Origin of the sequence: Viridibacillus sp. FSL E2-0187, from assembly GCF_038006425.1 — a bacterium.
Taxonomy (GTDB): Bacteria; Bacillota; Bacilli; order Bacillales_A; family Planococcaceae; genus Viridibacillus; species Viridibacillus arvi.
Genome location: NZ_JBBOVG010000001.1, coordinates 515,315 through 537,032, shown reverse-complemented (window position 1 = coordinate 537,032; position 21,718 = coordinate 515,315). Strand labels below are relative to the sequence as shown.

General features: G+C 36.5%; 20 protein-coding genes. 4 read left to right on the top strand and 16 right to left on the bottom strand.

Annotated elements, in window-relative coordinates; all coding sequences use genetic code 11:
- Window positions 1–25: 25 nt before the first annotated feature.
- The gene (locus MHH85_RS02590; RefSeq protein ID WP_340705856.1) at window positions 26–673 is read left to right on the top strand and encodes an acetoin utilization AcuB family protein; all 648 of its coding nucleotides are present in this window, start codon (window positions 26–28) and stop codon (window positions 671–673) included.
- A complete protein-coding gene (locus MHH85_RS02585; RefSeq protein WP_193740738.1) occupies window positions 643–1,830 on the top strand; it encodes an acetoin utilization protein AcuC in 1,188 nt (395 codons plus the stop codon). The genes MHH85_RS02590 and MHH85_RS02585 overlap by 31 nt, the downstream gene beginning before the upstream one ends.
- Before the next feature lie 70 nt (window positions 1,831–1,900).
- Here the strand turns inward: MHH85_RS02585 and ccpA are convergent, their stop codons facing one another.
- Together ccpA and MHH85_RS02575 are read right to left on the bottom strand one after the other, a co-directional pair.
- A complete protein-coding gene (ccpA, locus tag MHH85_RS02580; protein WP_193740739.1) occupies window positions 1,901–2,899 on the bottom strand; it encodes a catabolite control protein A in 999 nt (332 codons plus the stop codon).
- A gap of 105 nt (window positions 2,900–3,004) precedes the next feature.
- Window positions 3,005–4,090 (bottom strand): bifunctional 3-deoxy-7-phosphoheptulonate synthase/chorismate mutase, encoded by a 1,086-nt coding sequence (locus MHH85_RS02575; RefSeq protein WP_193740740.1) that lies wholly within the window; start codon window positions 4,088–4,090, stop codon window positions 3,005–3,007.
- Between the two features lie 181 nt (window positions 4,091–4,271).
- On the opposite strand from MHH85_RS02575, the gene MHH85_RS02570 reads away from it, so the two are divergent.
- Complete coding sequence (locus MHH85_RS02570; RefSeq protein WP_340705855.1) at window positions 4,272–6,434, top strand: cell division protein FtsA; 2,163 nt, start codon at window positions 4,272–4,274, stop codon at window positions 6,432–6,434.
- Window positions 6,435–6,499: 65 nt separating this feature from the next.
- On the opposite strand, the gene MHH85_RS02565 is transcribed toward MHH85_RS02570, so the two are convergent.
- The 10 genes from MHH85_RS02565 to MHH85_RS02520 form a co-directional block, all read right to left on the bottom strand.
- Window positions 6,500–7,093, bottom strand: coding sequence for a YtxH domain-containing protein (locus MHH85_RS02565; RefSeq protein WP_340705854.1), 594 nt, complete (start codon window positions 7,091–7,093; stop codon window positions 6,500–6,502).
- Between the two features lie 20 nt (window positions 7,094–7,113).
- The gene (locus MHH85_RS02560; RefSeq protein WP_193740743.1) at window positions 7,114–7,587 is read right to left on the bottom strand and encodes a DUF948 domain-containing protein; all 474 of its coding nucleotides are present in this window, start codon (window positions 7,585–7,587) and stop codon (window positions 7,114–7,116) included.
- 201 nt (window positions 7,588–7,788) lie between these two features.
- On the bottom strand, window positions 7,789–9,099 hold the full coding sequence (murC, locus tag MHH85_RS02555; protein ID WP_193740744.1) for a UDP-N-acetylmuramate--L-alanine ligase: 1,311 nt from the start codon (window positions 9,097–9,099) through the stop codon (window positions 7,789–7,791).
- Window positions 9,100–9,256: 157 nt separating this feature from the next.
- Entirely contained in the window at window positions 9,257–12,703 is a 3,447-nt protein-coding gene (locus tag MHH85_RS02550; RefSeq protein WP_340705853.1) for a DNA translocase FtsK, read from the bottom strand.
- A 196-nt stretch (window positions 12,704–12,899) separates the two neighbouring features.
- Window positions 12,900–13,505, bottom strand: coding sequence for a YtpR family tRNA-binding protein (gene ytpR / locus MHH85_RS02545; RefSeq protein ID WP_193740745.1), 606 nt, complete (start codon window positions 13,503–13,505; stop codon window positions 12,900–12,902).
- A complete protein-coding gene (locus MHH85_RS02540) occupies window positions 13,502–14,317 on the bottom strand; it encodes a DUF1444 domain-containing protein (protein WP_053416655.1) in 816 nt (271 codons plus the stop codon). Before MHH85_RS02540 ends, ytpR begins: the two co-directional genes overlap by 4 nt.
- A 91-nt stretch (window positions 14,318–14,408) precedes the next feature.
- The gene (locus MHH85_RS02535) at window positions 14,409–14,720 is read right to left on the bottom strand and encodes a thioredoxin family protein (protein WP_340705852.1); all 312 of its coding nucleotides are present in this window, start codon (window positions 14,718–14,720) and stop codon (window positions 14,409–14,411) included.
- A 10-nt stretch (window positions 14,721–14,730) separates the two neighbouring features.
- Window positions 14,731–15,252, bottom strand: a complete 522-nt coding sequence (locus tag MHH85_RS02530; protein ID WP_340705851.1) for a hypothetical protein — start codon at window positions 15,250–15,252, stop codon at window positions 14,731–14,733.
- A 104-nt stretch (window positions 15,253–15,356) separates the two neighbouring features.
- Window positions 15,357–15,875, bottom strand: coding sequence for a DUF84 family protein (locus MHH85_RS02525; RefSeq protein WP_340705850.1), 519 nt, complete (start codon window positions 15,873–15,875; stop codon window positions 15,357–15,359).
- A gap of 77 nt (window positions 15,876–15,952) precedes the next feature.
- Complete coding sequence (locus MHH85_RS02520; protein WP_340705849.1) at window positions 15,953–17,026, bottom strand: M42 family metallopeptidase; 1,074 nt, start codon at window positions 17,024–17,026, stop codon at window positions 15,953–15,955.
- Window positions 17,027–17,394: 368 nt separating this feature from the next.
- Here MHH85_RS02520 and MHH85_RS02515 point away from each other — a divergent pair, with 368 nt between their 5' ends.
- Window positions 17,395–17,709, top strand: coding sequence for a peptidase M4 (locus tag MHH85_RS02515; protein ID WP_038187927.1), 315 nt, complete (start codon window positions 17,395–17,397; stop codon window positions 17,707–17,709).
- Window positions 17,710–17,886: 177 nt separating this feature from the next.
- Here MHH85_RS02515 and MHH85_RS02510 read toward each other — a convergent pair whose 3' ends face one another.
- The 4 genes from MHH85_RS02510 to MHH85_RS02495 all read right to left on the bottom strand — a co-directional run bounded on the left by MHH85_RS02510 (window position 17,887) and on the right by MHH85_RS02495 (window position 21,631).
- Complete coding sequence (locus MHH85_RS02510; protein ID WP_340705848.1) at window positions 17,887–18,765, bottom strand: YtnP family quorum-quenching lactonase; 879 nt, start codon at window positions 18,763–18,765, stop codon at window positions 17,887–17,889.
- Window positions 18,766–18,947: 182 nt separating this feature from the next.
- A complete protein-coding gene (gene trmB, locus MHH85_RS02505; RefSeq protein WP_193740751.1) occupies window positions 18,948–19,604 on the bottom strand; it encodes a tRNA (guanosine(46)-N7)-methyltransferase TrmB in 657 nt (218 codons plus the stop codon).
- A gap of 66 nt (window positions 19,605–19,670) precedes the next feature.
- Window positions 19,671–20,606, bottom strand: a complete 936-nt coding sequence (locus MHH85_RS02500; RefSeq protein WP_340705847.1) for a diacylglycerol/lipid kinase family protein — start codon at window positions 20,604–20,606, stop codon at window positions 19,671–19,673.
- Complete coding sequence (locus tag MHH85_RS02495) at window positions 20,603–21,631, bottom strand: nuclease-related domain-containing protein (protein WP_340705846.1); 1,029 nt, start codon at window positions 21,629–21,631, stop codon at window positions 20,603–20,605. The genes MHH85_RS02500 and MHH85_RS02495 overlap by 4 nt, the downstream gene beginning before the upstream one ends.
- Window positions 21,632–21,718 lie beyond the last annotated feature (87 nt).

Sequence of the window (21,718 nt, the reverse complement as noted above, 5' to 3'; positions counted from 1 at the left end):
CAACTAAACAAAGGGGATTTTGTCTATGATTGTTGAAGAAATCATGAATACAACTGTGTTCTCCTTAAAACCGTCCAACACTATTAAGGAGGCCGTTCAGCTACTTAAAAAAGAACAGATTCGTCATTTACCTATTACAAATGAAGCGAATGAAGTTATTGGCCTGGTGACAGAACGGGATATAAAAAACGCGCTTCCGTCTTCCCTGCTCAAAATACCAGACGAAGGTATCTATGACCAACCATTAGAAAATATTATGACAAAGAATATTATTGTCGGTCATCCACTTGATTTCGTCGAAGAGATCGCCATCATTTTTTATGAACATCGTATTGGTTGTTTACCTATCATAAGCGGTGGTAAATTAGTAGGAATCGTAACAGGAACAGACTTACTGTATAACTATATTGAGTTAACTGGTGCAAATAAACCGAGCTCTCATATTGAAATTCGTGTACCAGATATCGTAGGCATATTATTTGAAGTAACAAAAATATTCCATAAGCACCACGCGAGTGTATTAAGTGTCTTAGTATATCCAGATAAAGAGTTTGATGAGATGAAAATACTATCTATACGAGTAAAAATCATGAATCCTCTTTCCATCATTGAGGACTTACGAAAAGAAGGGTTTGATGTGCTATGGCCAAATATGCCGGGCATGAAACTGTAGACAAGAACGCCGTATTCATTTACTCAGATAACCAACTTGGATATAAATTTTCAGACACTCATCCTTTTAATCAAAAAAGACTAACTTTAACAGTCGATTTACTAAATGAGCTTGGTGCCTTAAATAAAGTAGATATTGTTGAGCCACGTATCGCAACAGATGAAGAAATTCTTCTCGGTCACGATTCAAAGTATATGGATATAGTAAAAAAAGCTGGTCGCGGTGAAATAACAAATGAACAGGGTGAACAGTACGGCATCGGTACAGAGGATACTCCCATCTTTCCATTTATGCATGAAGCGAGTGCTCATATCGTTGGTGGCACCCTAACCGCATGTGATTATGTGATGCAAGGAAAGGCTAAGCATGCTGCTAATTTAGGTGGTGGACTTCATCACGGCTTTAAAGGTCGAGCTTCGGGGTTTTGTATTTATAATGACAGCACTGTAGCCATCAAGTATATGCAACAAAAATATAATGCCAGAGTACTCTATATCGATACAGATGCACATCATGGTGATGGTGTTCAATGGAGCTTCTACGACGATCCAGATGTGTGTACTATTTCTATTCACGAAACAGGTCGTTATCTTTTCCCTGGCACTGGGAACGTTACAGAAAGAGGAACTGGTGAGGGTCATGGTACTTCTTTCAATTTACCGATTGATGCTTTCACAGAAGATGAATCATTTTTGGACATCTATGAAACAGCCTTTAGAGAAATAGTCGCGCATTTTAAACCGGATGTGATTTTGACACAAAATGGTGCAGATGCACATTATTTTGATCCCTTAACTCATCTGTATGGTTCTATGAAGATTTATAAAGAAATCCCAAGGATCGCTCATGAGCTAGCACATGAATATTGTGACGGCCGTTGGATTGCTGTCGGTGGGGGCGGCTATGATATTTGGCGAGTAGTCCCCAGGGCATGGTCGCTTATTTGGACAGAAATGACTGATCAAAAAACTCCTGATGGGCCACTCCCATCTGCTTGGTTAGAAAAATGGCAGCCCGAATCTCCAGTCACCCTAATCCCTACTTGGATGGATCCAAGTAATATGTATAATGAAGTTCCAAGAAAAGTAGAAATCACAGAAAAAAATCATCAAATTTTAGAAAAAGCATTGTACATGATTCGTTCTATACAAAACTAAACATATATAAAAAGGATCGCTCCTATCGTCTTTTACACGATGTTAGAGCAATCCTTTTTTATTGAAATATTTATTTCACTGAATCTCGTTCTTCAATACGATGTGGAAGTATAACAATTCCATCTTCCACTGTTTCTTTGTTCATAAATTTAGTTAATAGGCGCATTGAAACCGCACCTATATCATACAGCGGTAAGACAACACTTGTTAATTGAGGACGTACCATTCGTGCTAGCTTCGAGTTTTCAAAACTAATTACTTCAATATCGTCCGGTACTTTCTTACCTGCATCTTGTGCACCATGGATAATTCCAATGGCTAGCTCATCACTACCAGCAAAGAAGGCTGTTGGTGCATTTTCAAGCTTGCTTAGCTCTGCCCAATCCTCGATACCACTATCATAAGAGTCTTCATTGGCAATAACAAGATTGTCATCCAATTCAATTTCAGCTTCTTCTAATGCTCTCTTGTAGCCAGCAAATTTATATTCTCGGTTAATCGTAGAAGTAAATGGTCCTGACACGAAAGCAATTCGTTTATGGCCATTATCTATTAGTCGGTTTACCGCCTCATAAGCCGCTTGTAAATAATCAATATTTACAGATGGTATTTCTTGTGTTTGGTCAATTGAACCTGCTAAAACAATGGGTACAGGGGAATGTCCCATTTTATCTAATAGCTCTTCTGTGACTTGCTCGCTCATCAAAACAATTCCATCAACTTGCTTACCATACATATTATCTAATAACTGAACTTCCTTATCTTCACGTTGATCGGAATTGGATAAAATAATATTATAGCGATACATTGTCGCGATATCTTCAATACCTCTTGCAAGTTCAGCATAGAAAATATTGGAAATATCCGGAATGATAACGCCTACTGTCGTTGTTTTTTTACTTGCTAAGCCACGAGCAACCGCATTTGGTCTATATTCTAAGCGTTCAATTACATCAAGAACTTTTTTTCTAGTTGACGGCTTAACGTTTGGGTTGCCGTTGACGACACGTGAAACTGTCGCCATAGAAACATTCGCTTCACGTGCAACATCATAAATTGTAACGGTCACTTGATGACCTCCTTTTCTTTTCTTCTTTTTATGATACGACAATTAGCAAAGATTTTTCAACAAAAGAAAGGTGACGATTCTAGTAATTCGAATCGTCACCCCCTATTATGCGTGTATTTCGTAAGATTTCATGAACTTTTGTATTGTTTCGTAGAATTCATCGAATTGTGGAATGCTCATTTGTTGTTGAGCATCCGATAATGCTACTGCTGGATCTGGATGAACTTCTGCCATGACACCATCTGCTCCAATAGCAATGGCTGCTTTAGCACATGGTAATAGTAAATCGCGACGACCAGTTGAATGCGTTACATCTACAAATACCGGTAAATGTGTTTCTTGTTTTAAAATTGGAACAGCTGAAATATCTAATGTGTTACGTGTCGCTTTTTCATATGTGCGAATACCACGTTCACAAAGAATAATTTGATCATTACCTTTTGAGATAATGTATTCTGCTGCATTGATGAATTCATCAATTGTTGCTGCTAAACCACGTTTTAAAAGTACAGGTTTATTTGTCGCTCCTGCTGCTTTTAATAATTCGAAGTTTTGCATATTACGTGCACCGATTTGGATAACATCGATATGATCTAATGCTTCATCCAAATGTGATGGTGTAACAATTTCAGAAACTACAGCTAAACCGAATTCTTTTGAAATCTGTTTTAAAATTTTCAAGCCTTCAAGACCAAGACCTTGGAAGTCATATGGAGATGTACGTGGTTTGTACGCTCCGCCACGAATCATTTTCAAACCTTTTGATTGAATCGATGCAGCAACTGCTGCTACTTGCTCGTATGATTCAACCGCACATGGACCAAATACGAACGTTGGTTCTCCAGTTCCAATTGCTTCTCCGTTAATATTCACAATTGTATCCTCTGGTTTACGTTTACGAGATACTAATAATTCTTTTTTATGATCTGTTTCCTGTAATTTTAATGCTGATTTAAAGATTTCTTTGAAAATATGTTCAATCGTACCTTGACTAAGTGGACCTTCATGATTTTCTTTCAATAGGTTCAGCATATGTCGCTCACGAAGAGGATCATAACGATTAACACCTTGTTTTTCTTTAATTTTTCCAATTTCTTGTACGACTTCTGCACGTTCGTTAATTAAACTTAAAATTTCAAGGTTTAATGCGTCTACGCGGTCACGTAACTGATCTAAATTTTGATGACTCATTGCGTTTCTCCTCACTTCCTCGTATCAGGTACTTTCAGTAGACTGAAAACTGTGATACATTTTTAGATAATAAGACTATTATAATCAATGTTTTTCAAAAAGTCACGCAATATTTCTTTAGCGCTTCAACGCGACGAAGTATATTGCTTTAAATGCACATGAAAGGACGTGGCAAAACACGATGTCTAAGCTATTTGCATTAGATATAGGTACACGCTCTGTAGTTGGAATAATTATAGAAGAACAAGGTGAGAATTTCCACGTTGTCGACTTAATGATTGAAGAACACAAGGAACGTGCCATGGTAGATGGTCAAATACATAATGTATTACATGTAGCTACTTTAATAGAGAAAATTAAAACTCAACTTGAAGAGAAACACGGCCCTCTTCATAAAGTAAGTGTCGCTGCTGCCGGTCGAGCTTTAAAAACTGAACAAGCTGATGTCACGATTAATATAAAAAACCGTCTTGCTTTCACTGAAGAAGATATCAGCCGTTTAGAATTAGCTGCTGTTCAACAAGCACAGCAACAACTATTACAAAATAAAGAAGAAAAAAATAATACTAGTCATTATTATTGTGTTGGCTATTCAGTTTTATACTACCGTTTAGACCAAGAAGAAATTGGCAGTTTAATTGACCAACAAGGAGAGGAAGCCTCAGTTGAGGTAATTGCTACATTCTTACCAAGAGTCGTCGTAGAATCGCTGTTAGCGGCTCTTAAACGTGCTAATTTAGAGATGGAAGCATTGACCCTTGAACCAATAGCAGCCATCAATGCGTTGATTCCTCCTTCAATGCGCCGTTTAAATGTCGCTCTAGTGGATATAGGTGCAGGTACGTCGGATATCGCCATTACAGATAAAAGTACAGTTGTAGCTTATGGAATGGTACCTACTGCTGGTGATGAAATTACAGAGGCGTTAAGTGACCATTACTTACTGGACTTCCCTGTTGCTGAAAAAGCAAAAAAAGAAATGGCTACGCAAGATTCGATTAATATCCAAGATATATTAGGCTTCGACCAGTTTTACCCTCGCTCTGAAATTATGGAAAAATTACGTCCAGCAGTTGTACAACTCGCTACAGCAATTGGCACTGAAATTTTACGATTAAATAATCAAATTGCCCCAAAAGCTGTTTTACTAGTTGGTGGTGGCAGTTTAACACCGGATTTACCAATGGAACTTTGTAGAGTTTTAGATTTACCAGAAAACCGGGTAGCAGTTCGAGGAATCGATGCCATTCAACAACTCACAAGGGAGGATCATGTGCCTGCCTCTCCTGAGCTAGTAACACCAATCGGTATTGCCATTGCAGCAAAACGAGCACCGATAAAATATATGACTGTTGAAGTAAATAAACAAATCATTCGTCTATTTGAATTAAAAGAGATGACGGTTTCAGACGCATTACTTGCAGCCAATGTTTTAGCTACAAAATTATATGGTAAACCAGGTTTAGCTCTTTCAATTAAAGTAAACGATCAGGATATCTTTATACCTGGTGGTCATGGTAGCCCAACTGAAATTTTCGTCAATGGTAATAAAGCAAACACCAAACACCTCATCCAAAATGGTGATATCATCGAGTTAAAAGAAGGCGAAAACGGAGCACCTGCTCAAGCTACGGTGAAAGATATATTAGATGATGCTGGTGTTAAAAAAGTATACATCCAAGATTTATCATACGAAATACAACCGAAAATCGAGGTAAATGGTCAAACAGTAACCTCGGATACGCAATTAAAGGATCGGGACACTGTTTCTATTAAAACAGCCGATACCATAGAAGAAATTTTACATTGGACTAACAATCAAGCCCTTATAAAACGATTAACACCTTTTACAATCTATGTTGATAACAAGCCCGTAAATTTAGCTGAATTCGCGAGTAGTTTATCACTTAATAGTCTTCCGACAAAACTACACTATGCTATGAAAAACAATGATCGATTATCTATCAGAATGACAGAATTGCCGACAGTTGAACTAATCTCTAAGCGCCTTAACATGCAATTAGAAGACCGCATTGTCGTTACATTCCAAGATGAAACGTTAGAAATGATTAAAACTTGCATGTCTGTTTATATAAATGGAGAAATTGCTCATAAATCAGATGTCATACCAAATGGCGCAAAAATTCAATTTGTCACTAAAGATACTAGTAACTGGATCTATCAAGATGTATTCCGTTTTTCCAATTGGCAATTACCTATAGATTTCAAAGGCTCATTTTCAATATTACGTAATGAAAAACCTTCAAAATTCGATGCAGAAATTTTCGGTGGCGATCAACTTTCTATTACATTAAATAAAATAGAGCAAGAATCTTATAAATAACAAAAAAAAGCTATCTCAAATGTTCTAATAACGAACTTTGAGATGGCTTTTTACTTATTACTATATTATCTGTTTTTTGACGCTTCAGCTTTTGCTTCTTTTGTAACAGACTCGACTACTTCTACTGCTTCTTCAAGAGCTAAACTTACTGCCGTAGGCTCAATAGTCTCTGCTTCATATTCTGCAATCGTTTTTTCCATTGTTTCCATGATATCTATCGGCTCTTCACCTTCAGAAGAAGCCGTTCCATCATCCAATGGCTGAGTTGTTTTTGATTTGATTGATTTTACTTTATCAACTAATTGACCTGATTGTTCTTGTAGCGTTTTAGAAATTTGAGCAGACTTCTCCTTTGCTGTGGAAGAAAGCTCAATACTTTTTACTTTGATTTGGCTCGCTTGTGTTGCTACATCTTCACGCAATTCTTTACCTGTTTTAGGAGCTAAAAATAACGCTGCAGCAGCCCCAACAATACCACCTACAAATGCGCCGATTACAAAATCTTTTACATTTACGTTTGATTCGTCATAGAGAGATTCAGTTTTATGTTCATAAGGTTGGGGTAAGTAAGCATTCACTTCCGAACCCTCAATGCCTTGGTTACCATAAACATCATAATTATTTCTCACATCATTGTAATTCGGTTTTTGTTCTGACATACATAGCGCCTCCCAAAATCTTATTTTCTTCTTTTTCGCTTACCATTTTCATCCGGTGTACTCACCGAAACTGTTTCATTGTTTGCTTTACGCTCTTTCATCTTACCACGTATTCCCATAAAAGCGTTACTCCATTGAATAACTTGAGCGATTTGATCACTGTTTTTTGAAACATTTGAATAAATAGAAGATGTTACTTGTTGTACTGAATTATTCAATCCATTTACTGAATCGCCAAAACCTTTAACAGCTTGTACTACGGTATTCAGTTGTTGAGATTTATCCTGAATATCCTCTGCCAAACTATTTGATTTTTCTAACAAGCTTGTTGTCTCACGTGTAATCCCTTGCATTTGACCTTCAATTCCAGCCATCGTATTCGCTACATTATTTAACGTCGTTTTCAACGAATTTAATGTCATTGTTAAACCAATACATAAAACAAGGAACCCAACAGCCGCGACTAGTGCTGCAATATACAAAATAACTATCATCTTACACCCTCCTTACTATATACATTTAAGTTCCCACAAAATGAATGTATTTAAACATTACATATTACAATACATTCTACAAAACATTGCTAAATCCTGCTAATCATCATCACTATACTACAAAAATAAAGAATTTTCCATTAAAAAAACAGCTCAGCCTCTAAGAGAGGTTAAACTGTTTTTTTTATATTTTCGCTTATATTATGCGTTTTCTGCTAATAAAAGAGCTTCAAATGCTTCTTGGAATTTGTGCACATCTCCTGCACCCATAAACAAGAATACAGAATCTTTATGCTCTATTAAAGAAGAAATATTTTCTATCTTCAACAATTCACTGCCTTCAATTAGATCTACTAAATCTTGTATAGACAGAGCACCTGATTTTTCACGCGCAGAGCTGAAAATATCACAAAGATAAACACTATCTGCTTCACTTAAACTATCCGCAAAATCTTGTAAAAATGCTTGCGTACGTGTAAATGTATGTGGTTGGAAAATAGCTACAACTTCGCGATTCGGGTATTTTTGTCTTGCAGATTGAATCGTCGCTCTAATCTCTGTAGGATGGTGAGCATAATCGTCAATTAATGTACGTGCACCAATTGCTGTCTCAGTAAAACGACGTTTAACACCATCGTAAGTACTTAGACGAGCTTGAATCGTTTCAGCTGGAACTCCTTCATAATGACATAAAGAAATAACTGCAAGTGTATTTAGTACATTATGATCCCCAAACATTGGAATATGGAATTTACTATAGAATTCATTGCGTACGAAAACATCAAAGGTAGAGCCTTCAGTTGTTTTTTCTACATTACGCGCTTCAAAATCATTTTCAGAACCAAAACCGTAAAATACGACTGGTACATTAGCTTGAATTTTTTGTAAGTGTTCATCGTCACCGCAAGCAATAATAGCTTTTTTCACTTGTAATGCCATTGATTGAAACGCATCAAACACATCGTCTATATCTTTATAATAGTCAGGGTGATCAAAATCAATATTAGTCATCACTGCATAATCTGGATGATACGCTAAGAAATGACGGCGGTATTCACATGCTTCCATTACGAAGTTTTGAGCACCTACTGCCCCGCCACCAGTACCATCACCAATTAAAAACGAAGTCGGCTTGTCTCCTTCTAACACATGAGACATTAAACCTGTTGTTGAAGTTTTACCATGGGCTCCTGTAATAGCGACTGATGTATATTGTTCTAAATATTCCCCAAGGAATGTATGATAACGAATTACTTCTACACCGATTTCACGGGCTTTTACTAACTCTGGGTGCTCGTCCGTAAAAGCATTACCCGCAATTACAATCATTCCTGGTTGAATGTTGTTCTCGTCGAAAGGCAAGATAGTGATATTGCGCTTTCTTAAAGGATCCTCTGTAAAAAAGTATGTTTCGATATCGGAACCTTGAACCGTCTCACCTGAATCAAATAGAATTTGTGCAAGTGAACTCATTCCTGATCCTTTAATTCCTGTAAAATGATAAACTGTCATGTTGAAACCTCCCGGGAAAGTTTCCTTACCCTTGATTAATCAAATCTTTAAAACATATTACATTATAGCATGGATTACTACACTTCTAAAATAAACGATAATTCCCACTCTTTCACTTTTATTATTTAGAAGTTATAAGACATTAGTCATAAATAATTTACATTTCTTCATATCCGTTATTAAAGAGATTCTCTAAATCTTGTGTTTTCAAGAAGACATCACGTGGTTTTGTGCCTTTTGATTCTGAGATAAATCCTTGAGCTTCCATCATGTCTACTAATCTGGCTGCTCGATTATAACCGATATGGAATTTTCGTTGTAAAGAAGATGTCGAAACTGTACCTTGCTCACAAATATGGCGGCATGCCTCTTCAAATAACTCATCTTGTTCTTCAATTGCCTCAGCTTTTCTCAACAATTCTTCTTGTTCAAAAATATATTCCGGTTCACCTAGTGATCGCATATAGTCTGTAACAGCTTCTATTTCTTCATCCGTTACAAATGTACCTTGCACACGAATAGGCCCAGACATTCCATTACCTAAGTACAGCATATCACCACGACCTAATAATCGTTCCGCACCTTGGCTATCTAATATTGTACGTGAATCAATTTGAGATGATACAGAGAATGCAATTCGTGTCGGAATATTAGACTTTATTAGCCCTGTAATAACATCTACAGATGGGCGTTGAGTTGCAAGTACTAAATGAATACCACAAGCTCTTGCTTTTTGAGCAATTCTACAAATGGCCTCTTCCACATCAGTAGGAGCCATCATCATTAAATCTGCTAATTCATCGATGACTATTACTAAATATGGCATTTTCAATGAAAATTTTCGTTCTTCTTCAACCATGGCATTGTATCGAGTAATATCTCGTGCGCCAACATGTGCAAACAACTGATAACGTCTTTCCATTTCCTCTACAGCCCATTTTAAAGCTGCAGTAGCTGCCTTGACATCTGTAATTACCGGGCTCACTAAATGAGGAATATGATTAAATGCAGCCAATTCCACCATTTTAGGGTCAATTAATAGCAGCTTAACATCTTGTGGGCTAGCTTTTAATAATAGACTAACCAAAATTGAGTTAATACAAACAGATTTACCAGATCCAGTTGCCCCTGCAATTAATCCATGAGGCATTTTACGAAGATCCAGCGTTACCGGTTTTCCTGTTAAATCTAAACCCAACGCCGCTTCAAGTGGCGAATCTGAATCAATAAATAACTGGTCACCAACAATCTCAGAAATACGCACTGGTCGTGATTTTTGATTTGGAATTTCAATTCCGATTGAGCTCTTACCTGGAATCGGCGCTTGAATACGTATGTCCCTAGCAGCAAGAGCAAGTTTCAAATCATCTGCTAAATTACGTATTTTACTCACCTTGGTACCATGACCAACCGTAATTTCAAATTGCGTTACTGCAGGTCCTTGCACAATTTGAACAATCTCTCCTTTTACTTGAAAATAAGAGAGTGCTTCAATTAGTTTCTCACCTTGCATATCCATCCATTCAAAATCCTCTGTCTTTTCCTCTGGTGACTCTAAATATTTTAGAGATTCATCAAGGTTTTCGTTAATGCGTGATGGCATAGGCTCTTCAATTTCTGGTTCGATGACTGGCGCAACTGTTGTCGCCGCAACTTCTTCATTATCAGACACCTTATAAGACTCTAATATGGGTTCTTGTGCAGGTTTCTCTGTCATAATCGTTCCAACAGGTTGCTCTTTTGCAACCAAAGGAAGTACAGTTTCTTCTACACTCGTATTTAATAATTGCTTAGTCTTAGCTTCTTTCAGTGCCCATTTCTCTTTATCCGTTTTTAACATGAGAACATTAAAAGGAAGTTTACTTTCGTCTTTTTTTACTGGCTCTTGGTACGCTTCCTCTTTTGAAGATGGTTCCTTTATATGCTCTATATTTTCAGTGTACTTATTAGATGCATCTAAAATTACTTCTTCTGTTCTTGAAAGACCATCTTCAGGCTCTTCCGCTCTTCGAATAAGTTCTTCGACAATGGCAGGTTTTTCTTCTATAGTAATCTCCTCTATGGAAGTTTGTGCCTGCCCAACTAATTTTACTTCTAGATTTTGTTCTTCAACTTCATCCTGCTCTTTAATTTCAACAGGTTGTTGAATTGGCTCTTCCACATAATGAACAATGCCAATTTCCTCACTATCACTACCTTGAGCATTTACTTCATCCATTTTTATAACGGATTCAGTTAAGCCCTCTTCATTAGCAACTTCAAGCGACTGTTCTTCCATTACAATTGTTTCAGTAATAACTTGAGCTTGCTCTACTTCTGTTTTAGCAATAGCTTGGACTTCTTCTACTTCTGTTTCTGCAATAGCTTGGACTTCTTCTACTTCTGTTTCAGCAACTGCTTGGACTTCTTCTACTTCTGTTTCAGCAACTGCTTGGACTTCTTCTACTTCTGTCTCATCAATAGCTTGGACTTCTTCTACTTCTGTTTCTGCAATAGCTTGGACTTCTTCTACTTCTGTTTCTGCAATAGCTTGGACTTCTTCTACTTCTGTTTCTGCAATAGCTTGGACTTCCTCTACTTCTGTCTCTACAGTAGCTTGGACTTCCTCTACTTCTGTCTCTACAGTAGCTTGGACTTCCTCTACTTCTGTCTCTACAGTAGCTTGGACTTCCTCTACTTCTGTTTCAGCAACTGCTTGTACTTCTTCTACTTCTGTTTCTGCAATAGCTTGGGCTTCTTCTACTTTTGTTTCTACAATAGCACTTTCTTCTGTAGCAGTGATGTGTAGTGACTCCATTTCTTCTATGGTAGCCTGTTGCGTTACTTCTAAATGATCATCAGTCTGTTTTAGTTCATTGGATTCATTGCCCTCTAGTTGGTCATGAATAGAACGTACAGGTGGCTTTTGAAAACCATAAACGGGTGAAGGTACATTAGTAGGTTTGAATTTTTGTTTTTTTACATTCTCTGGCTTGGTGGTAGTTACAGTTTCGGCTTCACTCTCAACTGATCTACGACCTAGTGAAGAACTTGGTCGTTCCCTATAAGGAGCAGTAGTATCATAATTTGGCTTTGGATTAAATGGATTAATACGCTCTTGTTTTGATGGCGCCTCGTTATAACGATTCTTCGTTGTTGGTCTCCGCGGCTCTCGTGTTTCGAAACGAGCTGGCTCCTGATATTGCTGTAACTGATTATCAAATGGTGCCCTTCTATTTTGCGATGTTGTTTGATTTTGAGCAGATGGTTGGAAACGATCTTGTTTTTGCCTTTGTCGTTGTTCTTGCCATTGATCTGGTTGAACGGATTGTGGCTTTGGTTTGATCTTTTTATTCGATTGTAGTAGCGCTTGCTTGCTTGGAGTTTCCTTCTGTATCATTTGCGAGCGCTCTGAATCAGATATAACCGGGAAACGGAAAGCATCTCTTTTACGTAAAAATGCAGGAATAGAATCTTCTTGTTGTACTGTTTCAAATTCTTGTTCTATATATTCTTCATATGTATCTTGTATTTCAATTCTGTCATTATTAATCTTTTTTTCATTATCATATTCTTCTATTTCGTCACCCATAATACGAGCAACTACATTTTTAAACCATTTCATAAGAATCACTCTTTTCCAAATCGTTGCATTCATTTTATCAGTAATAACGCCAAGTATGCAATGAGAAGCGAAAGAATGCACTAGAAAATTACCATTTTTCTCAAATTCATTTCGTATATTAATATAATTATTTCTTTTTTGTTACAAAAAAATCGACATACCTATAATACGGTATGTCGATTTAACATTAATTTATTTAAGCTTGAAAAGGTGTACCTGCAACTGCATCATCCTCAAGTACTAAAATCCCTTTTACTTGTGGAGCGTTTGGTATTGCTAATTCGCGAGCTGAACAAATCATTCCAGAAGAAGGAACGCCACGTAGCTCAGCATCTTTGATTAACATACCTGAAGGCATAACTGCTCCCACTTTAGCAACAACTACTTTTTGACCTGCTTCTACGTTAGGAGCACCACATACGATTTGTAATGTTTCATCTCCAACATTTACTTTACAAATATTTAATTTATCTGCATTAGGGTGTTTTTCTTTTTCTTCAACAAGACCAACGACAAATTTCGGAGTTAGGTCAACATCTAAGTTTAGTGTTGCGCCATTTTTAACGATAGCTGCATCAATTGCTGCTACTAGCTCTTCCGTAATTTCAACGTTACCTTGTTGTTCAATTTGCATGTACTCACTTGCATTAAAAAGGTTAAACCCTTTTACTTCGCCAGTAGATTCTTCTTTTAAAAGAACTAAATCTCCGTGCTTTTCTAAAACAGTTTTTACGATTGCTTCTGTCGATAATTGAACTAGTAAAACGTCTCCAACATAAGCTTTGTTGTATGATACGATCATTTTTTCTCTTGCTCCTTTTTCACTCTGTTTTTAGCTAATATAAAGATTGGTTCTAAATCGCCATCTTCATATATAAATGATAGTGATGTAATTGGTACAGTACCTACCGTAAAGAAATGCATAGTCATTTGTGCTAACACATCATATCCTGCTTCATTACGAATATCACCTATGATTAGCACGTCTTGATGCGGTACTGACACAGTCATATCCCCTTCAATCTTACCACGCATTTCCTTTAAAAAGGCATCATTTAAAATACGACTTGCATCATAACCATCATTTTCATTTAAAAAATAGAAAACATTTTCCGCTACTACGTCTTTTTTAACTTTCGTATTCAGCTTTCTTATTTGAAAGCGTGCAGCTTCTGTTATTTGCTCTGCTGATACATTTAGCTTGTCCAACATATCAACATCAATTAGACGATACGTATTGCCAAGATCAAGAGCATAATAAATACGTGTTTCTGCTGTGTGATCAGTTGTTACGAAAGCATGACCATCTTTTGATTTTTTCGGAAAAGATGTAGATCGAATGATTGGGAAAATATTATCTAGATTCTTAAACCCTTCTGCATGCTCTTTTTCCATTGCTGAAAATGTCTCTTGAATTGTATAAATCACTTCATCAATTGCAAGTTCTTTTTTCGTTTCATATTTAGAAAGGATACCTGGTAAAGATATATCCATCCCTTTACCTAGCTCTTTATGATCTAATCTTACTTTGTTGTGTTTTTCATCAAATTGCCATTCAAAGTGAGTATCACTCAATCGTTCTTGTAGCTTTTTGACTAGCTCTTTAGATTTCAACTGCTTCAACTCCCTTTATTTTCACATAAACAAACGGTTCACTTTTTTGTGAACCGTATCAGATAGCTTTAATTTCACTATCTCCAATGACTTATAATGATTCTAAAAACTCTTCAATTTCAATTTGTGTTTTACGATCTTTACTTACAAATCGACCACTTTCTTCACCATTTTCGAATGCGATGAAGCTAGGTATACCAAATATATTTAAGTCTCCACATAAATCGATAAAATCATCACGATTAACTGAAACAAATTGAATCTCTTCGAATTTTTCTTCTATTTCTGGCATAAACGGATCGATAAAATGACAATCTGGACACCAGCCTGCTGTAAATAGAAAGACTGTTTTTCCTTGTGATTTTAAGTCTGAAAATTGTTCAATAGTTTGTAAACTTTGCATGTTCTTAACCTCACTTATTAGTAATCTTCACTGATCGAACAATTTGCATCATTTGTTCTATTAGTTCATCGATATTTTCACCATTTGTAATGGTCGTCAATTTAACACCACCACTACTTACAATGATCTCATATTGTTTGTCTTCTTTCTTTATAACACTTGCAAATCCAAATCGGTTCTTCTTTTTAAATGTTTGTTCTTTTACTATATTAGCTGTTTTATCAGCTTTCAAAGCTTTATAAAATCTTTCACTATCATTACTTTCATTAGGATTAATAAATAGAACAAATGCATTTTCATCTTTAGATAAAATAATATTGGTATCATCTGATGAAGTTTCTTTTGTAAAATCTGAAGGTAGATAGAAATTGATTTTATTGGCTTGCTCTGTACTTTTCTCAGGTTTGGCGTTAAATACACTTTTTGCATTCTCCATTCCCTGATCCATCTGTTCTTCAATAGTTTGTCCGCAACCTACTAGACTTGCTAGTACAGAAATGATTAGTAACAATACAATGGTATATCGTGACATGCCATCCTCCATCCTTGCTTGAACTCCATTCTATTTTAAAGATGTTATAGAGTCCATGCAACTTTAGTGCTCTTCCCACTAAACTGCTAATAAAGAGGGAAAAGTCATGCTTTTTGGAAGAAGTATTGCCCAATTAACAATTTTATAACATGTTCAAACATTTCTTTTCGATCAATTAAATCCTGAGTGAAAATACCAATTGCTCCAGAATGTTGTCGAATATCGTTTTGTTGAGTATATTCATCCATTACAGGACCCAGCTCTCTGCCACTTTTCACAGCTTCTGCAACTGTTTCTGGCAATGGAATCTGAGCCCCTGCTGCTGTAATGACATGTCCATCTTTTAATACAAGGGCTCCCCAATTGCAAACATACATAGCCCCATCAATTTCCTTCACTCCGCCTTCTAATCCAAATGAAAAATCTGCATTAGATACATTACGCGTATTTTTTGCACGATTAATTGCACCTTCTCTTGTTTCAGCATCTGTCATCGGTTGTGCGGATACGCCCGATACAACTTCAATATGTTCGAAAACTAATTCTTCATTTATAAATTGTTTTACAACTGCTTCTACAGCACCTGTCTTAGCTTTATTTTTTGTTCCTATTGCTATTAGCATTTTCATACTCCCTTAATTAATCATTTATGTATAGAAAAAGAGGGCCCTTGTCGGAACCCCCTTAATAGTATAACAAATTAACCGTTTGCACGGATTGTTTCTAACGTTGTACGGTCTGCATTTTTGACAAGCTTCACGATCAATTCCTTCGCTGCATCTAAATCATCCGTATGAATGATTGAAGCATGTGTGTGAATATAGCGTGAGCAAATACCGATAACAGAACTTGGTACACCATCATTAGAAATATGTACATTTCCTGCATCTGTACCACCTGGTGAGACGAAGTATTGATATGGAATATTATTTGATTCAGCTGTATCTAAAATGTATTCACGCATTCCTCTATGAGTGATCATTGTGCGGTCTAAAATACGAAGTAAAGGACCTTTACCTAGTTGACCGAATTGTGTTTTATCACCTGAAGTATCATTAGCTGGGCTGGCATCTAAAGCAAAGAAAAGATCAGGTTTAATCAAATTAGCTGATACTTTAGCTCCACGTAGTCCAACCTCTTCCATTACATTCGCGCCTGAGTATAATGTATTCGGTAGTTTTTCGTCTTTCAGTTCTTTTAATAGTTCAATTGCAAGCCCACAGCCATAACGATTATCCCATGCTTTTGCCATAATTTTTTTCGGGTTTGCCATCGGTGTAAATGGACAAACTGGAATAATTGATTGCCCTGGAATGATGCCCATCTTTTCTGCATCTGCTTTATCGTCAGCACCTACATCAATTAACATGTTGCTAATTTCCATTGGTTTTGACTGCATTTCTGGTGTTAATAAATGTTTTGGAACAGAAGCAATTACACCTGGTATTGCACCATTTGTTGCATATACTTCAACACGTTGCGCAAGCATTACTTGATTCCACCATCCACCTAGAGGTTGGAAACGAAGCATGCCATTTTCAGTAATTGAAGTCACCATAAAAGCAACTTCATCCATATGACCTGCAACTAGAATACGCGGACCATTTTCGTCACCTTTTTTTAATCCGAAAATGCCACCTAAATTGTCTTGCACAATCTCATCAGCATACTTAGATAACTCTTGTCGCATAAAAGCGCGTACGGCACGTTCATCACCCGGTGCCCCCGGTAATTCAGTTAATGTTTTAAACATATCTAAAGTTTCTTGATTCAATTGAAAAGCCTCCTTTAATGAGCCACTATATCTTTTATTTTATCCAAAAACTACTTTTAATACTAGCATTTTATTTCGGGCACCGAAATGTGGAAGGCGCTCGTTCAGCTACACTTCGCGTTGGAGGGCGGAAGCCAAAGTCGCTTTTTGACTTTGTGCGCCCGGCCGAAACGCCGAAAGTAGCTTGCGCCTGCAACTAGACATACCGTAATGTGGAAGGCGAAACATTCAACTAACAGTGTGGCCAGCATGTATAAAACACCCCTCAATTTAAAATAGTATCCCCAAAAGTGCCACCCTCACATTTTCACTCCATATAATGGATGTGGTACACTAGCTTCATATGAAATTTAGGGAGGCAATGATCTATGAAATTACGTGATTTCCTACTTGGCGTTGCAACAGGACTGGCTGCAGCTTATGTAATTAAAGAAGCTAGCGAAAAAATTTATCCAAATAAACCAGCTAACTCAGTATTGTCTGACATTAAAAACTTATTTAAACAGGAAGGTCCTATCGATGGGTCATGGATTTTCATGGAACCAGAAGTATTCAAAAAGGAAAACATCGAAATCCCAGTGTATAAAGGCGGTATTTCTCGCGTTCATAATGGAGAAACGCAAAGTTTCGAATTCGCTGCTGATGCTAAAACAGGCTCGATTATTGACTTAGTACGTGTTTAATTCTTACGTTCTTTTAAAACTCCTCGTTATAGAGGAGTTTTTTTCATACTTAAGCCTGTAATATACAAACATAATTTTCTCTTCCGTAGTTGACCACTCTCCTATGCACAAAAAAAAGGCATCTCATGAGCCAACCTCCCAGCTCAGAGATACCCAATATAATGAACAGGAAAAGAATTATCCTTTAAGGACAGTCTCTTCTTTCATCTCTTCTCTTGTACGTTTCAATTCTCCGATTACTTCTTTACCTGCCTCATTCCACTTAATGAGACGATAATGTGCATCATGATAGAAGCTAAACCAATAGCCTTTTTCTAATGCTTCCTTCATTAACTTTTCTTTCGCGAAAACTGATGTCATTGGATAGTCATCGTAAGCAAGTACCCATAGTGGGTTTTGGTGAGCATGTGTTGGCATAATGTCCGCCATATGTAGAATAGTCTCACCATTTTGCGTTAACTTGATAATACTATGCCCATTACTATGTCCACCTGTATGAATCATTTCAACTCCAGGTAATACGTCTAATTTATCAGTGAAAGGTGCTACTAAATGTTGCACAGGCTCCCAATTTTCTTTCCAATACGTATTAGCTGAACGAATATTTGGTTCGCGCATTTCATCCCATTCAACTTGTGAAACAAAGATTTTAGCATTCGGGAAAGTTGGTACCAGCTTGTCCTGTTCCCATTTTGTTAGACCACAAGCATGGTCAAAATGTAAATGTGTCATAAGTATATAATCGATGTCTTCAGATAGTAATCCCATTTCGACTAAGCCATCATCGATATATGATTGCTCTGTCACACCGAAATTTCGCAACTGCTTTTCAGTAAACTTATTGTTTCCAACACCTGTATCGACTAACATATTCTTACCTTGATACTGAATAAGAATTGGATCTGTCGGTAGTTCAATTTGGTTATTATCATTGACTGGATACTTGCGTGACCAAAGTGGCTTTGGCACTACTCCAAACATTGCTCCACCATCTAAAAAAGTGGTTCCCCCTTTGAGCCATGTTAATGTCATATCATGAAAATTAAATTGATCCATTTCCTTTTCCCCCTTGTAAAAAAATTTAGGTACAAACATTTCTATTTTTATACAAAATGAATATTCCCCCAAGTAAATTGTAACATGTACAAAAAAGTTGTTCTATTTTTTCTATCCTGTTCCATTTCCACAAACAAAAAAATGCAGGAGCTTTATAAAAGCTCCTGCATTTTCAAAATTCATTATTTTTCTTCTGGTAATTGGAATTGTGCTTCCACGCGATAAATAGGTTGACCTTTTGCAGAGAATTTCTCTTCATATTCAGTCATAATATTATCTTCAGGCATTTCTTTGTGTAAGTCTAAAGAAACATAAACAAGTTTCATACCATACTGTGACATACTCACTAAAGAGTATTCAAATAGGCCTCGGTTATCAGTTTTAAAGTGGACTTCACCGAAATCAGGTAAGATATTCTCATAAATACTTAAGAAACCAGCGTGTGTTAATCTTCTTTTTGCGTGACGTGTTTTTGGCCATGGATCAGAGAAGTTTAAGTATAAACGGTCAACATCATTTTTCTCAAAAAACTTTTCTAAATCCGAACCGTTTACTTTTAATAATCGTAAATTAGATGGCTGACCAGCAGCTTGTACTTTTTCAACCGCCTTTACGATAACACTGTCAAAAAGCTCAATACCGATATAGTTAATCTCTGGATTAGCAAGCGCCATACCAGTGATAAATTGTCCTTTACCCGTTCCTACTTCAATATGCAATGGATTGTCGTTTTGAAATACTTCATTCCATTTACCTTTTTGTTCTTCAGGATTTGGAACGACGATGTCTGGGTGACTAGCAATAAATTCTTCAGCCCATGGTTTATGTCGAAGTCTCAATTGTTTTCCTCATTTCTGTTATTTCTACTGTTCAACTACTCATTATTAAAGAAAGCTTACCATTCGTCAAGAAGACTTTCTTGCCAATTGCCAAGCTTTGTGGATTACGCCAAAGTGAATCGACTCATATTCCTTAGTCCTACCAGCAAACTCTCCATCTGTATGAGCCTTAACCTCGTTATAGATTTCCACTTTGAATTCTTTAGCAGAATACTGCTGAACTGCTTTTAATCCAGTATGTTTACCAAAAAATACAGTACTAAACAGAAACAATAATTTTAAACGAGAGATTTCATAAACAACGGTCAATTCGATATGGTGATCATTTGGGATAGAATATGGCGAGACTTTCATTCCACCACCAAAGTATGGCTGATTACTGGCTACAACAAGCCATACTTTTTCAAAAACTTTTTCTTGTCCATTATGTACAACTTTAGCCGAAAATGTTTTAAAATTTAGTAATGCCTTAAGTAAAAAATAAATATATGTCAGTTTCCCCAAACGAAGGATATTAAAGTATTGTTTAAGCTTCGATTCATTCGCCTCTTTGGCTATATATGCGTCGATGCCAATTCCTGCGTTATTAACAAAATAATATGTATCGCCATTTCTTTGCATAGTACCGATATCCATTAATTGACCTTCACTACGTTGCTCAACATACGCTTCTATTTCTGCTGCTGTGTTAAATGTCTCATATCCTCTTCCAAAGTCGTTCCCAGAACCTGCTCCAATTGCACCAATACATATTTCTTCACTCTCTAGAATGCCTTGTACAACTTCATGAACTGTTCCATCTCCACCAATCGCTATCAATAAATACTTTTCTGATTGCACTATCGCTGAATTAGCATATCGTTTTGCAATTTCGGTTGCATGACCCGGGTATGCTGTAAACTCTATTTGATACGGGATTTGCAAGGACTTTTCTAGATAGTTCCATTTCCTCTTAGCAGCTCCATTTCCCGCTTTTTCATTAATAATAAAGACTACTTTCACTGATCCATATCCTTTTCCTCAATCTTTGTATCCCAATTCGTACGATGGAATGATGTTGTTTGCACTGTATTTAATATCGACTGCGCAGCTTTAAACTGCATATGCTTCATAGGAGATGGGTTCTTTTTTAAATGTGAAAACCATTCTGGAAATTTGCGTTTATCGATAAACTGGACCCCATATGCCGAACCCGGATAGTCGATATAGCCATTACGTGATAAGACAATTTTATGGATTGGTATATCAATTTGGTCATTTGTAAACAATTGTTTCAATATAGATTCCATACGATTTAAACTAATCAATGGACTTAATACTTTTTTGTCTGTTGTACCTACTTTTTTCAACCAAAAGCGATCTCCACTACCGATAAATGAAGCTCGTTCTTCCTCTTCAAGAACTTGAATACACAGACAACTTGTTGGAGTTAATAAAATAACCCCCATCTCAATAGGTGCTTTTTTCAATTGTAGAATAGGATAGTAGAATAACAAATAACTATCTGGAAGGTTTTGAGTCAATGTTCGTAATAACGAATCACGTTGGTATTTTGGTTCAACATACGATTTTTCTCTTAAAGTTGAACTAGCCCATTTTAATTGAAAGTGAAATAGCTGATCAACATACATTCGTTTTAATTCTTCAGCCGTTTGTGGTCGATAAAGTATATTTGGTTCAAAATCCAAAGTCATTATTTCTTCAGGCATTTCTTCCTCATCTGTTACACTATGACTTAGACTAGCTTCATCTAATAATTCGTCATTATGCTCAAGTTCCTCTTGCCCTAAATCTTCATCTTTCTTTTTAAGAGAGAAAGACAATACCTTTTTAAAAAATGGATTACGTTGCTTTTTTTCTAATTCTTCAGACTCATGCTCCCATTGCTCTATCTCAGCACCAGTTTCCCATTCCTTTTTCATACGTTCCCATTGAATCTGTTTTAATCGTACAAATTGCGATGGATAGCGTTTTAAATTAATTTGATAGCGTGAAATATAATCTTGTAGCTTAACTAATTGTGCCATTATAAGCGTCCCTTCTAAAATAAATTCGTTCAAAAGTAGGGTTATTTCTACTGCTTTATCTATCCATTCTACATGACGTAAAGAAAA